This is a genomic window from Citrobacter sp. Cm046, assembly GCF_030333065.1.
GTDB lineage: Bacteria > Pseudomonadota > Gammaproteobacteria > Enterobacterales > Enterobacteriaceae > Citrobacter > Citrobacter murliniae.
Genome location: NZ_JAOWGP010000046.1, coordinates 401958 through 418873, shown reverse-complemented (window position 1 = coordinate 418873; position 16916 = coordinate 401958). Strand labels below are relative to the sequence as shown.

14 protein-coding genes are annotated in these 16916 nt (G+C 51.3%); 6 read left to right on the top strand and 8 right to left on the bottom strand.

What is annotated here, in order from left to right; translation table 11 throughout:
- Positions 1–58: 58 nt before the first annotated feature.
- From OGX98_RS23245 to OGX98_RS23220, 6 genes are all read right to left on the bottom strand, one after another.
- A complete protein-coding gene (locus OGX98_RS23245; protein ID WP_005124493.1) occupies positions 59–292 on the bottom strand; it encodes a YgdI/YgdR family lipoprotein in 234 nt (77 codons plus the stop codon).
- Positions 293–382: 90 nt separating this feature from the next.
- A complete protein-coding gene (locus OGX98_RS23240; protein WP_045439678.1) occupies positions 383–1726 on the bottom strand; it encodes an MFS transporter in 1344 nt (447 codons plus the stop codon).
- Between the two features lie 150 nt (positions 1727–1876).
- Positions 1877–2164, bottom strand: coding sequence for a ferredoxin-like protein FixX (gene fixX, locus OGX98_RS23235; RefSeq protein ID WP_045439675.1), 288 nt, complete (start codon positions 2162–2164; stop codon positions 1877–1879).
- A complete protein-coding gene (locus OGX98_RS23230; RefSeq protein WP_225760455.1) occupies positions 2161–3447 on the bottom strand; it encodes an FAD-dependent oxidoreductase in 1287 nt (428 codons plus the stop codon). Before OGX98_RS23230 ends, fixX begins: the two co-directional genes overlap by 4 nt.
- 47 nt (positions 3448–3494) lie before the next feature.
- Positions 3495–4436 (bottom strand): electron transfer flavoprotein subunit alpha/FixB family protein, encoded by a 942-nt coding sequence (locus tag OGX98_RS23225; protein WP_286595976.1) that lies wholly within the window; start codon positions 4434–4436, stop codon positions 3495–3497.
- A 15-nt stretch (positions 4437–4451) separates the two neighbouring features.
- Positions 4452–5222: an electron transfer flavoprotein FixA gene (locus OGX98_RS23220; protein WP_045439668.1), complete on the bottom strand. Its 771-nt coding sequence runs from the start codon at positions 5220–5222 to the stop codon at positions 4452–4454.
- A gap of 481 nt (positions 5223–5703) precedes the next feature.
- Here OGX98_RS23220 and caiT point away from each other — a divergent pair, with 481 nt between their 5' ends.
- The 6 genes from caiT (at position 5704) to caiE (ending at position 12972) form a co-directional block, all read left to right on the top strand.
- Positions 5704–7221 carry an L-carnitine/gamma-butyrobetaine antiporter gene (gene caiT, locus OGX98_RS23215; RefSeq protein WP_045439665.1) on the top strand — a complete coding sequence of 506 codons (1518 nt, stop codon included), beginning with the start codon at positions 5704–5706 and terminating at the stop codon, positions 7219–7221.
- A 33-nt stretch (positions 7222–7254) separates the two neighbouring features.
- Positions 7255–8397 (top strand): crotonobetainyl-CoA dehydrogenase, encoded by a 1143-nt coding sequence (gene caiA, locus OGX98_RS23210; protein ID WP_286595975.1) that lies wholly within the window; start codon positions 7255–7257, stop codon positions 8395–8397.
- A 104-nt stretch (positions 8398–8501) separates the two neighbouring features.
- Positions 8502–9719, top strand: coding sequence for an L-carnitine CoA-transferase (caiB, locus tag OGX98_RS23205; RefSeq protein ID WP_045439653.1), 1218 nt, complete (start codon positions 8502–8504; stop codon positions 9717–9719).
- 62 nt (positions 9720–9781) lie between these two features.
- Positions 9782–11335, top strand: a complete 1554-nt coding sequence (gene caiC / locus OGX98_RS23200) for a crotonobetaine/carnitine-CoA ligase (protein WP_045439650.1) — start codon at positions 9782–9784, stop codon at positions 11333–11335.
- A gap of 176 nt (positions 11336–11511) precedes the next feature.
- Positions 11512–12297 (top strand): crotonobetainyl-CoA hydratase, encoded by a 786-nt coding sequence (gene caiD / locus OGX98_RS23195; RefSeq protein ID WP_200011408.1) that lies wholly within the window; start codon positions 11512–11514, stop codon positions 12295–12297.
- Positions 12298–12375: 78 nt separating this feature from the next.
- The gene (gene caiE / locus OGX98_RS23190) at positions 12376–12972 is read left to right on the top strand and encodes a carnitine operon protein CaiE (RefSeq protein WP_286595974.1); all 597 of its coding nucleotides are present in this window, start codon (positions 12376–12378) and stop codon (positions 12970–12972) included.
- A gap of 41 nt (positions 12973–13013) precedes the next feature.
- Here caiE and caiF read toward each other — a convergent pair whose 3' ends face one another.
- Together caiF and carB are read right to left on the bottom strand one after the other, a co-directional pair.
- Complete coding sequence (gene caiF / locus OGX98_RS23185) at positions 13014–13409, bottom strand: carnitine metabolism transcriptional regulator CaiF (RefSeq protein WP_045439642.1); 396 nt, start codon at positions 13407–13409, stop codon at positions 13014–13016.
- A gap of 276 nt (positions 13410–13685) precedes the next feature.
- The gene (carB, locus tag OGX98_RS23180) at positions 13686–16910 is read right to left on the bottom strand and encodes a carbamoyl-phosphate synthase large subunit (RefSeq protein WP_045439640.1); all 3225 of its coding nucleotides are present in this window, start codon (positions 16908–16910) and stop codon (positions 13686–13688) included.
- Positions 16911–16916 lie beyond the last annotated feature (6 nt).

Below are 16916 nucleotides of genomic sequence, written 5' to 3'. Positions count from 1 at the left end.
CACTTAATCAGCAGGCTAAAAGTCAATATTATTGAGTAGCTGAATGGAGAAAACTGAACTAGTTGTCAAGTTCGCTCATGTCTTTAACCTGGTCACGGTTGATTTGTTCCGTTTTGCCAGTTTCCGCGTTTTTATACGATACCAGGCCGGTATCATCATCTACCTGCGGTTTGCCATCGGTGACGATCGTTTTACCATCAGTGGTTTTGACCGCCTGGTTAGAGGAACAACCGGCGACGGTAAACAGAGCAGCTGCGGTAAAAATAGAGGTGATCAGAATATGTTTTTGCATGGTGTTCTCCCTGCTTTTCAGTCATTTTCAGTGATATACCCGTTAACTGTAGGCTAACTGACTGAGTAACAGGGAAAATACAGAACACTCCTAATAACTGGCCCGGGATACGGACTTGGTGCGAATCGTCATTTGACTCGTCTGAGCGAGCGTCAACCCTCGCGTTTCCGGTGCAAAAGCAATGGAAATAAGTAGTCCTATTAGCGAAATCCCTGCTCCCATTAACATCACAGAATTGATCCCATATTTAGTGATAAACACAGGGAGCGCCCAGGTTGAAATAATGGTCCCGATGCGACTCAATGACATAATCACGCCGACGGCTGACGCACGGATATCGGTAGGGAACAGTTCATTGGGATATAGCCACTGGAGATTCCCTGGCCCACCCGAGAAAAACGCATACACGGCAAATGCCAGTACCACCAGCCATGCCCCCATATCCGGGACCAGCCCCAGCACAGCCAGCGCCAGTGTCATCATCACGAAGCTGCCAATCAATAGCGGTCGACGACCTGCACTGTTCAGCCAGAACATCGGCGGAATACATCCCAGCATAAAGCATAAGCTGATCACCACGTTCCCCAGCGCGGCGCTTTTCCCGACACCGAGGCCCAGCAGCCCGACAATCTGTGGACCAAAGGTGTAAATGGCAAACATCGGGATCACCTGGCAGGTCCAGATAGCGGCAACAAACAAGACAAACGGGAAGTGGCGACGGTTAAACAACTGGAGAAAACGAGTTTCCTGCGGCGCTTCTTCGTCGAACACCACCGGTTCGCCGAACAACTTTATCATCATCTCCTCACACTCTTTTACCCGGCCTTTACGCAGCAGCCAGCGTGGTGATTCAGGCAGATCAAAGCGACCAATCAGGATCAAAATGCAAGGGATCACCGCGCTGCCCAGCATCCAGCGCCATCCCCCCTCAACATCATACAGCCAGTAGCCGACCAGATCGGCACAGGTGGCGCCGACATACCACATAGCGGCAATAAAACCGATGGAGAAAGCACGCTGGCGGGTATTGGAAAACTCGGTGATCATGGAGGTCGCAATGGGATAATCTGCCCCAATCACAACACCGATCAGCACGCGCATTACCAGCAGCTCAACAGGAGATGTGACGAACATTGTCGCCGCCGATATCACGCCAATGGCGATAATATCGATGATGAACATTTTGCGCCGTCCGACCTTATCGGAGATATAACCAAACAGTGATGTACCAACGAACAGCCCGGCCAGCGTCCCGGCTCCCAGCAGGCCAATCCATTCGGCATCCAGTTTCAATGCTGGTGTGAGCTGCTCCAGCGCAACGCCTATCATCACCAGCACATAACCATCCAGAAACGGCCCACCGCTTCCCCACAGCATTATCCGGCGGTGAATGGAGGTAAATTTGATGTCATCAAAGTTCCTGGGCTGCTGCATAGCGACTTCCTGTTTCAACACGGGCAAAGCGTTATATCCAGGCCGGAGGAGGCATATACGCCGCTATCCGGCACTGGCGTCACGTTATTATTGCCGGATGTCGACACAGAGGCGTCTTATCCGGCCTACGGGTGCACAAACCTGTACTTATTAGCCGTAGCGAAACTCCACGCCAAACGTCCCGCGTGGGTATTCCCATTTTTCCAGCGCCGTATCAAGCCCAAGAATCCGACATGTACCGCATTCCAGACATCCGGCGTAATCAAAACGCACACTGCCATCGTCCTGTTTTTTATACAGTCCTGCCGGACAGGCTTTAATTAACACGTCCAGCACCTGTTGATCGGGCTCAGTTTTCAGAATGATATGCGGAATTTCTTCATCCACATTGAATTTATTGACGCCCAGCTTGACGTCCACATTGACAGGAGAAGTCATAATACGGTCACTCCTTTAAGGCCATCCTTCAGCAGGTTGATGAAGCCCACTTTCTTCGCATGACGCAGCATTTTTTTACGCATAGGAACAGGGGCCGAACCATCAACGGTGAACAGGTCACGGGCGATACCAACCGCCATCTCTGGATAAGCTGTAAACATGCGTGGATTATCAAGGAATGCAGGCAAGCGCTGGTACATGCGCATGTCGCGCATCGGGCCATCGTCCAGATGCTGGTGATATTCGGTAAGCGCCTGTTTGCTAAAATCATCGCGCTTCATGGCGGAGAGCACCGTCTTAGCAGCCGCCTCTCCTGCCGACACGGCTAGATCCATGCCGCGAATGGTGAAGCCAAGGTTCATGCACATGCCTGCGGCATCACCGGCTATCAACACACCATCGCCAACCAGCTCAGGCTGCATATTCATTCCTGCTTCCGGTACAACGTGGGCGGCATACTCCACCAGCTTGCCACCCGCTATTAGTGGAGCAACAGCCGGGTGCTGTTTGAAATCTTCCAGCATTTGTGGGACCGATTTTTTAGCGTCTTTCAGGTGATGAAGACCGCACACCAGCCCCAGAGAAAGGGTTGTTTCATTTGTATAAAGGAAGCCACCGCCCATCAGACCATCGGTCGGTGAACCGGCAAACAGACAGGCTGCCCCCTGATTCCCTTGCAGATGAAAGCGATCTTCAATTACCGACTTCGGTAATTCAATGAGCTCCTTCACGCCAACGGCAACATGAGCAGCTTCAACGCGCTTTGCCATTCCCAGCTTTTCTGCCAGCAGAGAGTTCACCCCATCAGCGAGGATCACAACTTTTGCTTCAAGAATATCGCCATCGGCTTCCACACCCACGACTTTGCCATCACGCCGAACAACGTTATCCACGCGAATACCGGTGATAAGCTGGGCCCCTGCTTCTTCAGCTTGCTCCATCAACCAGGCGTCAAATTTACTGCGCAATACCGAGTAAGAAACCTGCGATGCCGCGGCTTCTTCACCGTTGCAATAATCCATCGTCATCGCCCCTTGTTCGGTCATAAAGGCGAGTTTTTCGTGGGTGATCATGCGTTCAATGGGAGCCTGTTCAGCAAAACCGGGGATAATGCGCTCCAGGCTATGCGCGTAGATGCGCCCACCGGTGACATTCTTCGCGCCAGCAGAATTACCACGCTCGATAACCAACACCTGAGCCCCCTCACGGGCAAGCACCAGCGCCGCAACCGAACCGGCCAGCCCTGCACCCACGATGATGGCATCAAAGATATCTTCAGACATAAAAACTCCTGTCAGCGGCAGGGCATATAGCGCCCTGCCGAAATGGTTTAGCGCGCTAATGCAGCCGTTAATGCAGGCAGGATCTTCAGCGCATCGCCAACGATGCCATAATCCGCGTACTGGAAGATCGGGGCATTTTTGTCTTTGTTGATGGCGAAAATAGTCTGGGCACCGTTAGCACCGACCATATGTTGGATCTGTCCTGAAATCCCCACGGCCAGATACAGTTCAGGTTTGAGCATCAGGTTGGAGATACCTACGTAGCGTTCATGCTCCATCCACTTCTCATTTTCCGCTACCGGACGGGAGCACGCCAACTCAGCACCAATGGTCTGGCACAGCGCTTCGGCCAGAGAAATATTCTCCTTGCTGCCAATACCGCGTCCCACGCTGACCACCAGACGTGCTTTGTCGAGATCAACGCTATTGCTCTTACGAGCCTGCGTTGCGGTACGGGTGACGGCAGTGGTCGGAGCCTGCCACTGTACGGTATGCATCTCGCCACTGCGGGAGGCATCGGGTTGTTGGGCGTCAAATGTCCCACTGCTAAGCGTCATCACGGCAAACGGCGAAGCGATCGTTTCAGCGCCCATAGCCAGTCCACCGTAGACCATATGTTTAACCGCAGCCTTACCGTCCTGCAATGCCACCGCACTGGCATCGTTAGAGACCGCCGCAGACAAACGAAAACCCAGTTTCGCCGCCAGCAGCTTACCGCGACGTGTATTCGGCAACAGCACCGCACCACCTTCACTGTGCTGGCGAATAGTCTCAGCCATCACGCCGGCATAATCTTCCACCATACGATCATCTGGCTTACCGCTGAGCAGCCAGACATGATCCGCACCAAGCGGGAACGCCGCTGCACTATCAGCTTCGTTGAGCACAAACGTGTTGATTTTTTCACCTAAAGTCTGCGCACCATTCATCAGTTCCGGCAGACGAGAAGGGGTATCGCTGAATACCCAGATACTGGAAAACTTGTTCATAACATCCCCTGATAATTAAATGATTTTGCGAAGACTCTCGACAAACGCAGCAATCTGTTCTTCACCGTCACCTTCAATCACAACGCGCTGACGCTCACGTTGCTTCGGTGCTGCAACCTGTTGTACGGAATACGCCTCCACGGCATTGAGCTCAATGTCCGCTGGCGACCAGACCTGAACCGGTTTTTTCGCTGCGCCGAGGATGGCTTTCATGGAAGGGATTTGTGGCGTGTTGATATCTGTTGAGACCGCAATAACTGCCGGGAGCGGAATGCTCAGGGTTTCAATTTCATCTTCCAGCTCACGTTCAACAATGAGGGTGTTATCAGCCAGAGAGAGGATCTTGCTCACGCCGTTAATCGCTGGAATATTCAGCGCTTCCCCCACCAGCAGACCAACCTGCTGGGCATAAAGATCGGAAGATCCGTCGCCGCAGACGATCAAATCAAAACCGGATTTTTGCGCGGCAGCAGCCAGTGCGGTCGCCGTATGCTGCGGCAGCGCCTGCTCAAACCGATCGTCAATTACGACAATCAGTTCATCAGGCCCGCGCGAGAGCACATCTTTGCGGCCTTTTGCATTTGTCAGCGCTTTACCACCTACGCTCAAGGCGACGACCTGGGCTTCTCCCAGTTGCTGTTTTAACTGACAGGCCGCTTCTATCGCATTCAGATCGTACTGACTGATTTTGCCATCCGCTTTACTGAAATCCAGTGAACCATCAGCATTATTAATCAAAATATCCTGTTCATCAGGCACGCATTTGTAGCAAGTAATTATCTTCATTGCATCTCCAGAAATCATGAAGGAAACGTTATTCATATCGGCAGTGTTAAATACAGATATCACGCTCTTTAATTCGGAAATAAAACCTTAATCACCAATATTGAAAATGTCACACATTGATATTTGCAACTTTCAATAGTGTTACGTGCCTCACCAATATTGAAAAGATGCAAACAAATATGAAAACTTTCAATATTGTTTTCTGGATCACCAATATTGAAAGGCAGTTCGCTAAAAACACCCAAAGAATAGGCATAAACACATGATTTTCAACAAAAATAAAGCAAAAACAAAGCAAAACACACCAGAAATAAAAGTGTGACACAGTTAACAGAACGCCCCGTAATGAATACCCATTATGAGTTACTCACTGAGGCGCCCCAGAGGTTAAATAGTTATCAACAAATTATTAATAATAAATATACAAAACAGCAAAAAAGGGAACGCTAAATAAATTTCGTTTTCAAACTGGAATTCACTTATGAAAAATGAAAAGAAAAAATCGGGAATTGAACCAAAGGTTTTCTTTCCGCCATTAATAATTGTCGGAATACTTTGTTGGCTAACAGTAAGAGATCTTGATGCCGCTAATGTTGTTATTAATGCGGTATTCAGTTACGTCACCAATGTCTGGGGTTGGGCATTTGAATGGTATATGGTCGTTATGCTATTCGGCTGGTTCTGGTTGGTCTTTGGTCCCTATGCTAAAAAGAAATTAGGCGACGAAAAACCTGAGTTCAGCACAGCCAGCTGGATTTTTATGATGTTTGCCTCCTGCACCTCAGCCGCCGTGCTGTTCTGGGGTTCGATAGAGATCTATTACTACATCTCCACGCCGCCGTTCGCGCTAACTCCAGGATCGACACCGGCGAAAGAGATTGGTCTGGCCTACAGCTTGTTCCACTGGGGGCCTCTGCCGTGGGCAACCTATAGCTTCCTCTCGGTGGCATTCGCCTACTTCTTCTTTGTACGCAAGATGGATGTTATCCGCCCCAGCTCCACGCTGGTTCCCCTGGTCGGTGAAAAACACGCGAAAGGGTTATTCGGCACTATCGTAGATAACTTCTATCTGGTCGCGCTGATCTTCGCAATGGGCACCAGTCTTGGGCTGGCGACACCGCTGGTTACCGAGTGTATGCAGTGGTTGTTTGGTATTCCGCACACGCTGCAATTAGACGCAATCATCATTACCTGCTGGATCATTTTGAACGCAATTTGCGTGGCTTGTGGCCTGCAAAAAGGGGTCAAAATCGCCAGCGATGTGCGTAGCTACCTGAGTTTTCTGATGTTGGGCTGGGTGTTTATCGTCAGCGGTGCCAGCTTCATCATGAACTACTTCACCGATTCCGTCGGTATGCTGCTGATGTACTTGCCGCGCATGCTGTTCTATACCGATGCCATCGGCAAAGGCGGCTTCCCACAGGGCTGGACCGTCTTCTACTGGGCATGGTGGGTCATTTACGCCATCCAGATGAGTATTTTCCTTGCCCGTATCTCTCGCGGCCGTACCGTGCGTGAACTGTGCTTCGGGATGGTGTTGGGCTTGACCGCCTCTACCTGGATCCTGTGGACCGTGCTTGGCAGTAACACTCTGCTGTTGATGGATAAAAACATCCTCAACATCCCACAACTGATTGAACAGCACGGCGTGGCGCGCGCCATTATCGAAACCTGGGCCGCATTGCCGTTCAGCACAGCCACCATGTGGGGATTCTTTATCCTCTGCTTTATCGCCACCGTCACACTCATCAACGCCTGCTCATATACCCTGGCGATGTCCACCTGCCGTGAAGTTCGCGATGGTGAAGAACCTCCGCTGTTGGTACGTATCGGCTGGTCAGTATTGGTAGGTGTCATCGGTATCGTTCTGTTGGCACTGGGAGGATTGAAGCCCATACAGACTGCGATTATCGCCGGTGGGTGCCCGCTGTTCTTCGTCAACATCATGGTAACGCTGTCCTTTATTAAAGACGCCAAAGTGCACTGGAAAGATAAATAAGTTTAATTAACCCATTACTGAAGAGGCTTGAAGATGGATTTCAATTTGAATGACGAGCAGGAGCTGTTTGTCGCTGGTATTCGTGAACTGATGGCCAGTGAGAACTGGGAAGCTTATTTTGCCGAGTGCGATCGCGATAGCGTCTACCCAGAGCGTTTTGTGAAAGCACTGGCGGATATGGGCATCGACAGCCTTTTGATCCCGGAAGAACACGGCGGTCTGGAAGCGGGATTCGTCACCGTTGCCGCTGTCTGGATGGAACTGGGTCGTCTTGGCGCTCCAACCTACGTGCTGTACCAATTGCCAGGTGGTTTTAACACTTTCCTGCGTGAAGGAACCCAGGAGCAAATTGATAAAATCATGGCGTTCCAGGGCACCGGTAAGCAGATGTGGAACTCCGCGATTACAGAACCGGGAGCAGGATCGGATGTTGGCAGTCTGAAAACCACTTATACACGCAAAAATGGTAAGGTTTATCTTAATGGCAGTAAGTGCTTCATCACCAGTAGCGCCTATACCCCGTACATCGTGGTAATGGCAAGAGATGGAGCATCGCCGGATAAACCTGTTTATACCGAGTGGTTTGTTGACATGGGCAAAGCGGGTATCAAGGTCAACAAGCTGGAGAAGCTCGGCCTGCGTATGGATAGCTGCTGTGAAATCACCTTTGATGACGTAGAGCTGGACGAAAAAGACATGTTCGGTCGGGAAGGTAATGGTTTCAACCGCGTAAAAGAAGAGTTTGACCACGAGCGTTTCCTCGTCGCACTGACTAACTACGGTACAGCAATGTGTGCGTTTGAAGATGCGGCACGCTACGCGAATCAACGTGTGCAGTTTGGCGAAGCTATTGGACGCTTCCAGCTGATTCAGGAGAAGTTTGCGCACATGGCGATCAAACTTAACTCGATGAAAAACATGCTGCTGGAAGCCGCGTGGAAAGCGGATAACGGTACCATCACCTCTGGTGATGCAGCAATGTGCAAATACTTCTGCGCCAATGCCGCATTTGAAGTGGTAGATACCTCCATGCAAGTGCTGGGTGGTGTCGGTATCGCGGGCAACCATCGCATCACACGTTTCTGGCGTGACCTGCGCGTTGACCGTGTGTCCGGGGGCTCTGATGAAATGCAGATCCTGACATTGGGCCGTTCGGTATTGAAACAATACCGTTAAGTCGGCGCATCTGTAGGCCGGAGAGAGAGCTAAGCCCTCATCCGGAAACATGCCCGGTAGCGCTGAGCTTACCGGGCCTACAACTCACTGCCAGGAGCTAATTTATGAACCGTCTACCAATGCCCGCTTTTGGACCACTGTCCGGATTACGCGTGGTCTTCTCAGGGATCGAAATTGCCGGGCCGTTCGCCGGACAAATGTTTGCCGAATGGGGTGCTGAAGTTATCTGGATTGAAAACGTCGCCTGGGCCGATACCATCCGTGTACAACCTAACTATCCGCAGCTATCACGCCGCAACCTGCACGCTCTTTCGCTCAATATTTTCAAAGATGAGGGGCGGGAAGCGTTTCTGAAGTTAATGGAAACCACCGACATTTTCATTGAAGCCAGTAAAGGCCCGGCCTTCGCTCGTCGTGGTATTACCGACGAGGTGCTGTGGCAACATAACCCGAAACTGGTTATTGCCCATCTTTCCGGCTTCGGCCAGTTTGGTACCGATGAGTACACCAATCTCCCCGCTTACAACACCATTGCTCAGGCATTCAGCGGCTATCTGATCCAGAACGGCGACGTTGATCAGCCCATGCCTGCCTTCCCCTACACAGCCGATTACTTCTCAGGTATGACCGCAACCACAGCAGCACTCGCGGCGCTGCACAAAGTGCGTGAGACCGGTAAAGGCGAAAGTATTGATGTTGCCATGTATGAAGTGATGCTGCGTATGGGCCAGTACTTCATGATGGATTATTTCAACGGCGGCGAAATATGTCCGCGAATGACCAAAGGCAAAGACCCCTATTATGCCGGTTGCGGCCTGTATAAATGTGCCGATGGTTACATCGTCATGGAACTGGTTGGTATCACGCAAATCAACGAATGCTTTAAGGATATTGGACTGGCGCACATTCTCGGTACGCCTGAAGTGCCGGAAGGAACGCAGCTTATCCACCGCGTTGAATGTCCATATGGTCCGTTAGTCGAGGAGAAACTGGACGCCTGGCTGGCAACGCACACCATCGCTGAAGTGCAGGCGCGCTTTGCGGAACTGAATATCGCTTGTGCGAAAGTGCTGACCATTCCTGAACTGGAAGATAACCCGCAGTACGTTGCCCGTGAATCGATTACCCAGTGGCAAACGATGGACGGTCGCACCTGTAAAGGACCGAACATCATGCCGAAATTCAAAAACAACCCGGGGAAAATCTGGCGTGGCATGCCATCACACGGCATGGATACCGCCGCCATTCTGAAAAATATCGGTTATAGCGAAGCAGACATTAATGAGCTGGTCGGCAAAGGCCTGGCCAGAGTTGAGGATTAAACGCGACGCGCTGGCCAGTTCGTTTGGTTAGCGCTCACGCCTGATTTCAGTGGATAAGTAATATGGATATCGTTGGCAGACAAAACTTACGTCAGATGTGGGACGACCTGGCCGGGGTGTACGGAGATAAAACGGCGCTTATTTTCGAATCCTGTGAAGGAAACGTTCGACAGTTTAGTTATGCCTCGCTTAATGAAGAGATTAACCGCACGGCAAATCTTTTTCATTCCTTGGGGATCCGCAAAGGCGATAAGGTCGCATTGCATCTGGATAACTGCCCGGAATTCATTTTTTGCTGGTTTGGGCTGGCAAAAATTGGCGCCATTATGGTACCGATTAATGCCCGCTTACTGGGAGAGGAAAGTGCCTGGATCCTGCAAAACAGCCAGGTCAGTCTGCTGGTCACCAGCACCCAGTTTTATCCCATGTATCGCCAGATAAAGTTGGAAAATGAGACTCCGCTCAATCACATCTGTTTGATTAGCGAGCATGTTCCGGCTGACGACGGCGTAAGTCACTTTTCCGACCTGAAAAACCAACAGCCAGCAACGCTGTGTTATGCGCCTGCGTTATCCACTGACGATACGGCGGAAATCCTGTTCACCTCAGGAACCACCTCGCGTCCCAAAGGGGTGGTCATTACCCACTATAACCTGCGTTTTGCTGGCTACTACTCCTCCTGGCAATGCGCCCTGCGCGACGATGATGTGTACCTGACGGTGATGCCCGCCTTTCATATCGACTGCCAGTGTACGGCAGCAATGGCGGCATTCTCTGCAGGCAGTACCTTTGTTCTGATAGAGAAATACAGCGCCCGGGCCTTCTGGGAGCAGGTACGTAAATATCAGGCGACGGTTACAGAATGCATTCCGATGATGATCAGAACATTGATGGTGCAGCCCGCTGCATCCACGGACAAGCAGCATCATCTGCGCGAAGTGATGTTCTATCTCAATTTATCGGTACAGGAGAAGGATGACTTTATCGCACGGTTTGGCGTCAGACTCCTGACCTCCTACGGCATGACAGAAACGATTGTCGGCATTATTGGAGACCGTCCGGGGGATAAACGACGCTGGCCCTCTATTGGGCGAGTGGGCTTTAGCTATGAAGCAGAAATCCGCGACGATCAAAACCGTCCCCTACCCGCCGGAGAAATTGGCGAAATCTGTATTAAGGGCGTACCGGGTAAAACGATCTTCAAAGAGTACTATGCACAACCGGATGCGACGGCCAAAGCGCTGGAGCCTGAGGGTTGGCTGCATACCGGCGATTCAGGTTACCAGGATGAAGATGGTTTTTTCTATTTCGTCGACAGGCGCTGCAACATGATTAAACGCGGTGGAGAAAATGTCTCCTGTGTCGAACTGGAAAATATTATCTCCGCCCACCCCAAAATTCAGGACATCGTCGTTGTCGGTATTAAGGACTCTATCCGTGATGAGGCGATTAAAGCTTTTATCGTACTGAATGAAGGTGAAACATTAAGCGAAGCAGAATTCTTCAGCTTCTGCGAACACAATATGGCGAAATTTAAGGTTCCCTCTTTTATGGAGATACGAACCGACCTGCCGCGTAATTGTTCAGGAAAAATAATCAAAAAAAATCTGAAATAACCCCTCTGGCGGGAATTCCTCCTGCCGGGAAATCTATACCCAATAGATTTCGAGTTGCATTGAGACGGCAAGTCCGCTCATCCCAGGAGCATAGATAACTATGTGAATTGGGTGAGCGGACGCAGCTAACAAAAATGCAGCCTGAAAGACGAAGGGTATATTTTTGGAGATGAACTATGAGTGAATCATTACATCTGACCCGCAATGGCCCGATTCTGGAAATTACGCTGGACAGACCAAAGGCGAATGCCATTGATGCCAAAACCAGTTTTGAAATGGGAGAGGCTTTTCTTAATTTCCGTGACGATCCTGAATTACGCGTGGCTATTATCACCGGCGGCGGAGAGAAATTCTTTTCCGCCGGTTGGGACTTAAAAGCGGCGGCAGAAGGTGAAGCTCCGGATGCTGATTTTGGTCCTGGCGGCTTCGCCGGTTTAACCGAAATTTTCGACCTCAACAAGCCTGTCATAGCGGCAGTAAACGGCTATGCCTTTGGCGGTGGTTTCGAGCTGGCACTGGCTGCGGACTTTATCGTCTGTGCAGAAAACGCCAGCTTTGCGCTGCCGGAAGCGAAGCTCGGTATTGTGCCTGACAGTGGCGGAGTACTCCGTTTGCCCAAGCTGCTGCCACCGGCTATCGTCAACGAAATGGTGATGACCGGCAGACGGATGAGCGCCGAAGAAGCAATACGTTGGGGGATCGTAAACCGTGTCGTCAACCAGAGCGAGCTTATGGACAGTGCGCGCGAACTGGCACAACAGCTGGTGAATAGCGCCCCACTGGCTATCGCAGCGCTAAAAGAGATTTACCGTGCTACCAGTGAAATGCCGGTAGAAGAAGGCTACCGCTATATCCGCAGTGGTGTGCTGAAACACTACCCGGCGGTGTTGCACTCTGAAGATGCGCTTGAAGGCCCGCAGGCGTTTGCCGAAAAACGCGATCCGGTGTGGAAAGGTCGTTAATGTTGTCATGCCGGATAGGCTTCGCTTATCCGGCCAACAAATACCGTAAACCGCCATCCGGTAAAAATAAGGAATATTGTGAGCTATTACGCTTTTGAAGGTCTTATCCCCGTGGTACACCCGTCTGCTTATGTTCATCCCAGCGCTGTGCTGATTGGCGATGTAATTGTGGGTGCGGGTGTCTATATTGGCCCACTCGCTTCACTGCGCGGCGACTATGGTCGTCTGATCCTTGAAGCAGGCTCCAATCTGCAGGATAGCTGCATCATGCATGGATACTGCGACACCGATACCATCGTGCATGAGCACGGACACATCGGACACGGCGCGATCCTGCACGGCTGCGTGATTGGTCGCGATGCGCTGGTTGGCATGAACAGCGTAATTATGGACGGTGCCGTGATAGGCGAAGAAAGCATTGTCGCCGCCATGAGCTTTGTTAAAGCAGGATTTACTGGCGAACCAAGGCAATTACTGGTTGGGGCACCCGCCCGGGTAATACGAGAAGTGACGGATCAGGAATTGCAGTGGAAGCGAATGAATACCAAGGAGTATCAGGATCTCGCTGTGCGCTGTAGGGCTGGGTTACATGAAACCCAGCCGTTAACGCAGGTCGAAGAAAACCGTCCACGCCTCAAAGGCACAACGGAGGTAAAGCCCAAAACGGCTTCCTGATGGTGCCGGATAAGCATAAGCACCATCCGGCAAAGAAAAGATTACCGACGCATACTTTTTGACAGCATCATCTGCCATTTCTGCTCGCGATTAAGCTCACTAGGGGGAACAGCCGACATCCGTGGCGTTTTCCCAACACTCACTCTTTTCTCCTGCAGACCGTGGCTCAATCGGCTATAAAGCTGAGGATCAATTCTCACAACTTTCACCAGGCGCTGACACTGACATCCGCGACCAGCAAGCTGATTAGGGATCATCTTAACTTCACAAACAATTTCACTCACTTCCGAAAGAATATAAGAGAGCGTATTAATCGCTTTGCAATGTTCAATATCGAAATGACGGGAAATTTCTTTTGCCGTCACCCAACGATCTTCTGCCATAATCCAATCGGCAATTAACAAATAAAGCGGTCTTTCAACATATTCTTCACACATAAGCGCACCATTTCACAAATTAAAAATCTGGCTACGGCTTGTTCAAAATTAATAAAAACAAAGCCATATTAAAATTGTGTATATAAAGGATAGTATGCGACTTGAATGTTGATTAGTGTGAGCAACATCGCGCTTATTACATTGAAAATGTGGTTATGGAATTCTATTTATCCAGGAATGACCTGATAGAGCAAAAAAAAACGGCTCCTTTACAGAAACCGTTTCGAATTATATTTAAAGTCCGCTTAACGCAATTATCACCGGACCATCCAGATATTATTTATTGATCTGCGCGTGCATTTCCTGAACAGACGTCACCTTCTCTGTGGCATCCGCATTCAACGCCATCGCCGTGGCAAAACCACCGTTCAGGGTGGTGTCATAATGCACTTTGTACTGCAGCGCACTGCGACGAATCAGCTTGGAATCCTCAATCGCCTGACGACCTTCTGTGGTGTTGATGATGTAGGTGTATTCGCCATTCTTGATACGGTCCTGAATGTGCGGGCGACCTTCATGCACTTTATTCACCAGACGCGGGTTAATCCCGGCCTCCCCCAGAACAATCGCTGTACCATGCGTGGCATCCAGCTCAAAACCAAACTTCAGCAGTTTGGCCGCAAGGTCGACGACGCGCTCTTTGTCGCCTTCGCGAACAGAGAGTAAAGCGCGGCCCTGTTTTTTCATGGTGGAACTGCTACCCAACTGTGCCTTAGCGAACGCTTCCGCAAAGGTGCGGCCGACGCCCATCACTTCACCGGTAGAGCGCATTTCTGGCCCTAAAAGGGGGTCAACGCCCGGGAATTTGTTGAACGGCAGCACCACTTCTTTTACCGAGTAGTACGGTGGGATAACTTCTTTGGTGACGCCCTGCTGTGCCAGCGTTTTACCTGCCATCACTCGTGCAGCCACTTTCGCCAGCGGAACCCCCGTCGCCTTCGACACAAACGGTACCGTACGCGCCGCACGCGGGTTGACTTCAATCAGGTAGACTTCGTTATTCTTCACCGCAAACTGGACGTTCATCAGACCACGAACCTGCAGTTCGAAGGCCAACTTTTGCACCTGCTGGCGCATTACATCCTGAATTTCCTGGCTCAGCGTGTAGGCTGGCAGGGAACATGCTGAATCACCGGAGTGAACGCCAGCCTGTTCGATGTGTTCCATGATGCCACCAATCAGCACCATTTCGCCGTCGCAAATAGCATCCACATCCACTTCTACCGCGTCATCCAGGAAACGGTCCAGCAGTACCGGCGCGTCGTTGGAGACGCTAACTGCCGTCTGGAAGTAGCGACGTAAGTCGGCTTCGTCGTAGACGATTTCCATCGCGCGACCGCCGAGAACGTAGGATGGACGCACCACCAGCGGATAGCCAATCTCTTTCGCCTTCTCAACTGCCTGTTCGATGGCGGTGACGGTGGCGTTCGCGGGTTGTTTCAGTTTCAGACGGTCAACCGCGTGCTGGAATCTTTCACGGTCTTCTGCACGGTCAATTGCATCCGGGCTGGTGCCGATAACCGGCACACCTGCGGCTTCCAGCGCACGCGCCAGCTTCAGCGGGGTCTGGCCGCCGTACTGGACGATGACACCTTTTGGTTTCTCGATGCGCACGATTTCCAGCACGTCTTCCAGAGTTACCGGCTCAAAGTACAGACGGTCAGAAGTGTCGTAGTCGGTAGAGACAGTTTCCGGGTTACAGTTAACCATGATGGTCTCGTAGCCGTCTTCACGCAGTGCCAGCGAAGCATGTACGCAGCAGTAGTCGAATTCAATACCCTGACCGATACGGTTCGGACCACCACCCAGGACCATGATTTTGTCGCGATCCTGCGTTGGGTTCGCTTCGCATTCATCTTCATAGGTGGAGTACATATAAGCAGTATCGGTGGCAAATTCTGCGGCGCAAGTATCTACACGCTTATAAACCGGGTGCAGATTATACTGTTCACGCAGCTTGCGAATTTCCGCTTCGCGCACGCCCGCCAGTTTTGCCAGACGCGCATCGGCAAAGCCTTTACGCTTAAGAGCACGCAGGAAGTCAGCATTGAGCCCGTTGATGCCAAGCTCCGCCACTTTTTCTTCCAGACGCACCAGTTCTTCAATTTGTACCAGGAACCAGCGGTCGATGTTGGTCAGGTTGAAGACGCCATCGACGGACAGACCTGCGCGGAACGCATCGGCGATATACCAGATACGCTCAGCGCCCGCATCTTTCAGCTCACGGCGAATCTTGGTCAGCGCTTCCGGGTCATCCAGGCTCACTTTAGGGTCGAAACCGGTAGCCCCCACTTCCAGACCGCGCAGTGCTTTCTGCAAAGATTCCTGCTGGGTGCGACCAATCGCCATCACTTCACCAACAGATTTCATCTGAGTAGTCAGACGGTCGTTGGCGCCGGCGAATTTCTCGAAGTTAAAGCGTGGGATTTTGGTCACGACGTAGTCGATAGACGGCTCAAAGGAAGCCGGAGTACGACCGCCCGTGATGTCATTCATCAGTTCGTCGAGGGTGTAACCGACCGCCAGTTTTGCCGCCACTTTCGCAATCGGGAAACCGGTCGCTTTTGATGCCAGCGCCGACGATCGAGAAACACGCGGGTTCATTTCGATAACAATCAGACGACCATTTTTGGGATTCACCGCAAACTGGACGTTAGAACCACCGGTTTCCACGCCGATTTCACGCAGTACCGCCATCGAGGCGTTACGCATGATTTGGTATTCTTTATCGGTCAGCGTTTGCGCCGGAGCTACGGTGATGGAGTCACCGGTATGGATGCCCATAGCGTCGAAGTTTTCGATGGAGCAGACGATGATGCAGTTGTCGTTTTTATCACGTACCACTTCCATCTCGTACTCTTTCCAGCCAATCAGCGACTCATCAATCAGCAGCTCTTTGGTTGGGGAAAGATCCAACCCGCGTTCGCAAATTTCTTCAAACTCTTCGCGGTTATAAGCGATACCGCCACCGGTGCCGCCCATGGTGAAGCTAGGCCGGATAATGCACGGAAAGCCAACATCAGCGGCAACCGCGAGCGCTTCTTCCATGGTATGTGCGATACCAGAACGCGCAGTGTCGAGGCCGATTTTCTTCATCGCGATATCGAAGCGACGGCGGTCTTCAGCTTTATCAATCGCATCCGCCGTTGCCCCAATCATGGTCACACCGAATTCAGCCAGTACGCCCTGACGCTCAAGTTCCAGTGCACAGTTCAGCGCAGTCTGGCCGCCCATGGTCGGCAGTACCGCATCCGGGCGCTCTTTTTCGATAATCTTACGCACAACTTCCCAGTGAATCGGCTCGATGTAGGTAGCATCGGCCATTTCCGGGTCGGTCATAATGGTTGCCGGGTTGGAGTTTACCAGAATAACGCGGTAACCCTCTTCACGCAGGGCCTTACATGCCTGCGCACCGGAATAGTCAAACTCACACGCCTGGCCGATAACAATCGGACCCGCGCCCAGAATCAGGATACTTTTTATGTCTGTACGTTTTGGCATGGCTCT

Excerpts from the sequence above, each read along its gene's own strand:
- caiF (WP_045439642.1), bottom strand. The coding sequence starts at position 13,409 with ATGTGTGAAGAATATGTTGAAAGACCGCTTTATTTGTTAATTGCCGAT.
- carB (WP_045439640.1), bottom strand. The coding sequence starts at position 16,910 with ATGCCAAAACGTACAGACATAAAAAGTATCCTGATTCTGGGCGCGGGT.
- caiC (WP_045439650.1), top strand. The coding sequence starts at position 9,782 with ATGGATATCGTTGGCAGACAAAACTTACGTCAGATGTGGGACGACCTG.
- OGX98_RS23240 (WP_045439678.1), bottom strand. The coding sequence starts at position 1,726 with ATGCAGCAGCCCAGGAACTTTGATGACATCAAATTTACCTCCATTCAC.
- caiB (WP_045439653.1), top strand. The coding sequence starts at position 8,502 with ATGAACCGTCTACCAATGCCCGCTTTTGGACCACTGTCCGGATTACGC.
- caiD (WP_200011408.1), top strand. The coding sequence starts at position 11,512 with ATGAGTGAATCATTACATCTGACCCGCAATGGCCCGATTCTGGAAATT.
- OGX98_RS23230 (WP_225760455.1), bottom strand. The coding sequence starts at position 3,447 with ATGTCTGAAGATATCTTTGATGCCATCATCGTGGGTGCAGGGCTGGCC.
- caiA (WP_286595975.1), top strand. The coding sequence starts at position 7,255 with ATGGATTTCAATTTGAATGACGAGCAGGAGCTGTTTGTCGCTGGTATT.
- OGX98_RS23220 (WP_045439668.1), bottom strand. The coding sequence starts at position 5,222 with ATGAAGATAATTACTTGCTACAAATGCGTGCCTGATGAACAGGATATT.
- caiT (WP_045439665.1), top strand. The coding sequence starts at position 5,704 with ATGAAAAATGAAAAGAAAAAATCGGGAATTGAACCAAAGGTTTTCTTT.
- OGX98_RS23245 (WP_005124493.1), bottom strand. The coding sequence starts at position 292 with ATGCAAAAACATATTCTGATCACCTCTATTTTTACCGCAGCTGCTCTG.
- fixX (WP_045439675.1), bottom strand. The coding sequence starts at position 2,164 with ATGACTTCTCCTGTCAATGTGGACGTCAAGCTGGGCGTCAATAAATTC.
- OGX98_RS23225 (WP_286595976.1), bottom strand. The coding sequence starts at position 4,436 with ATGAACAAGTTTTCCAGTATCTGGGTATTCAGCGATACCCCTTCTCGT.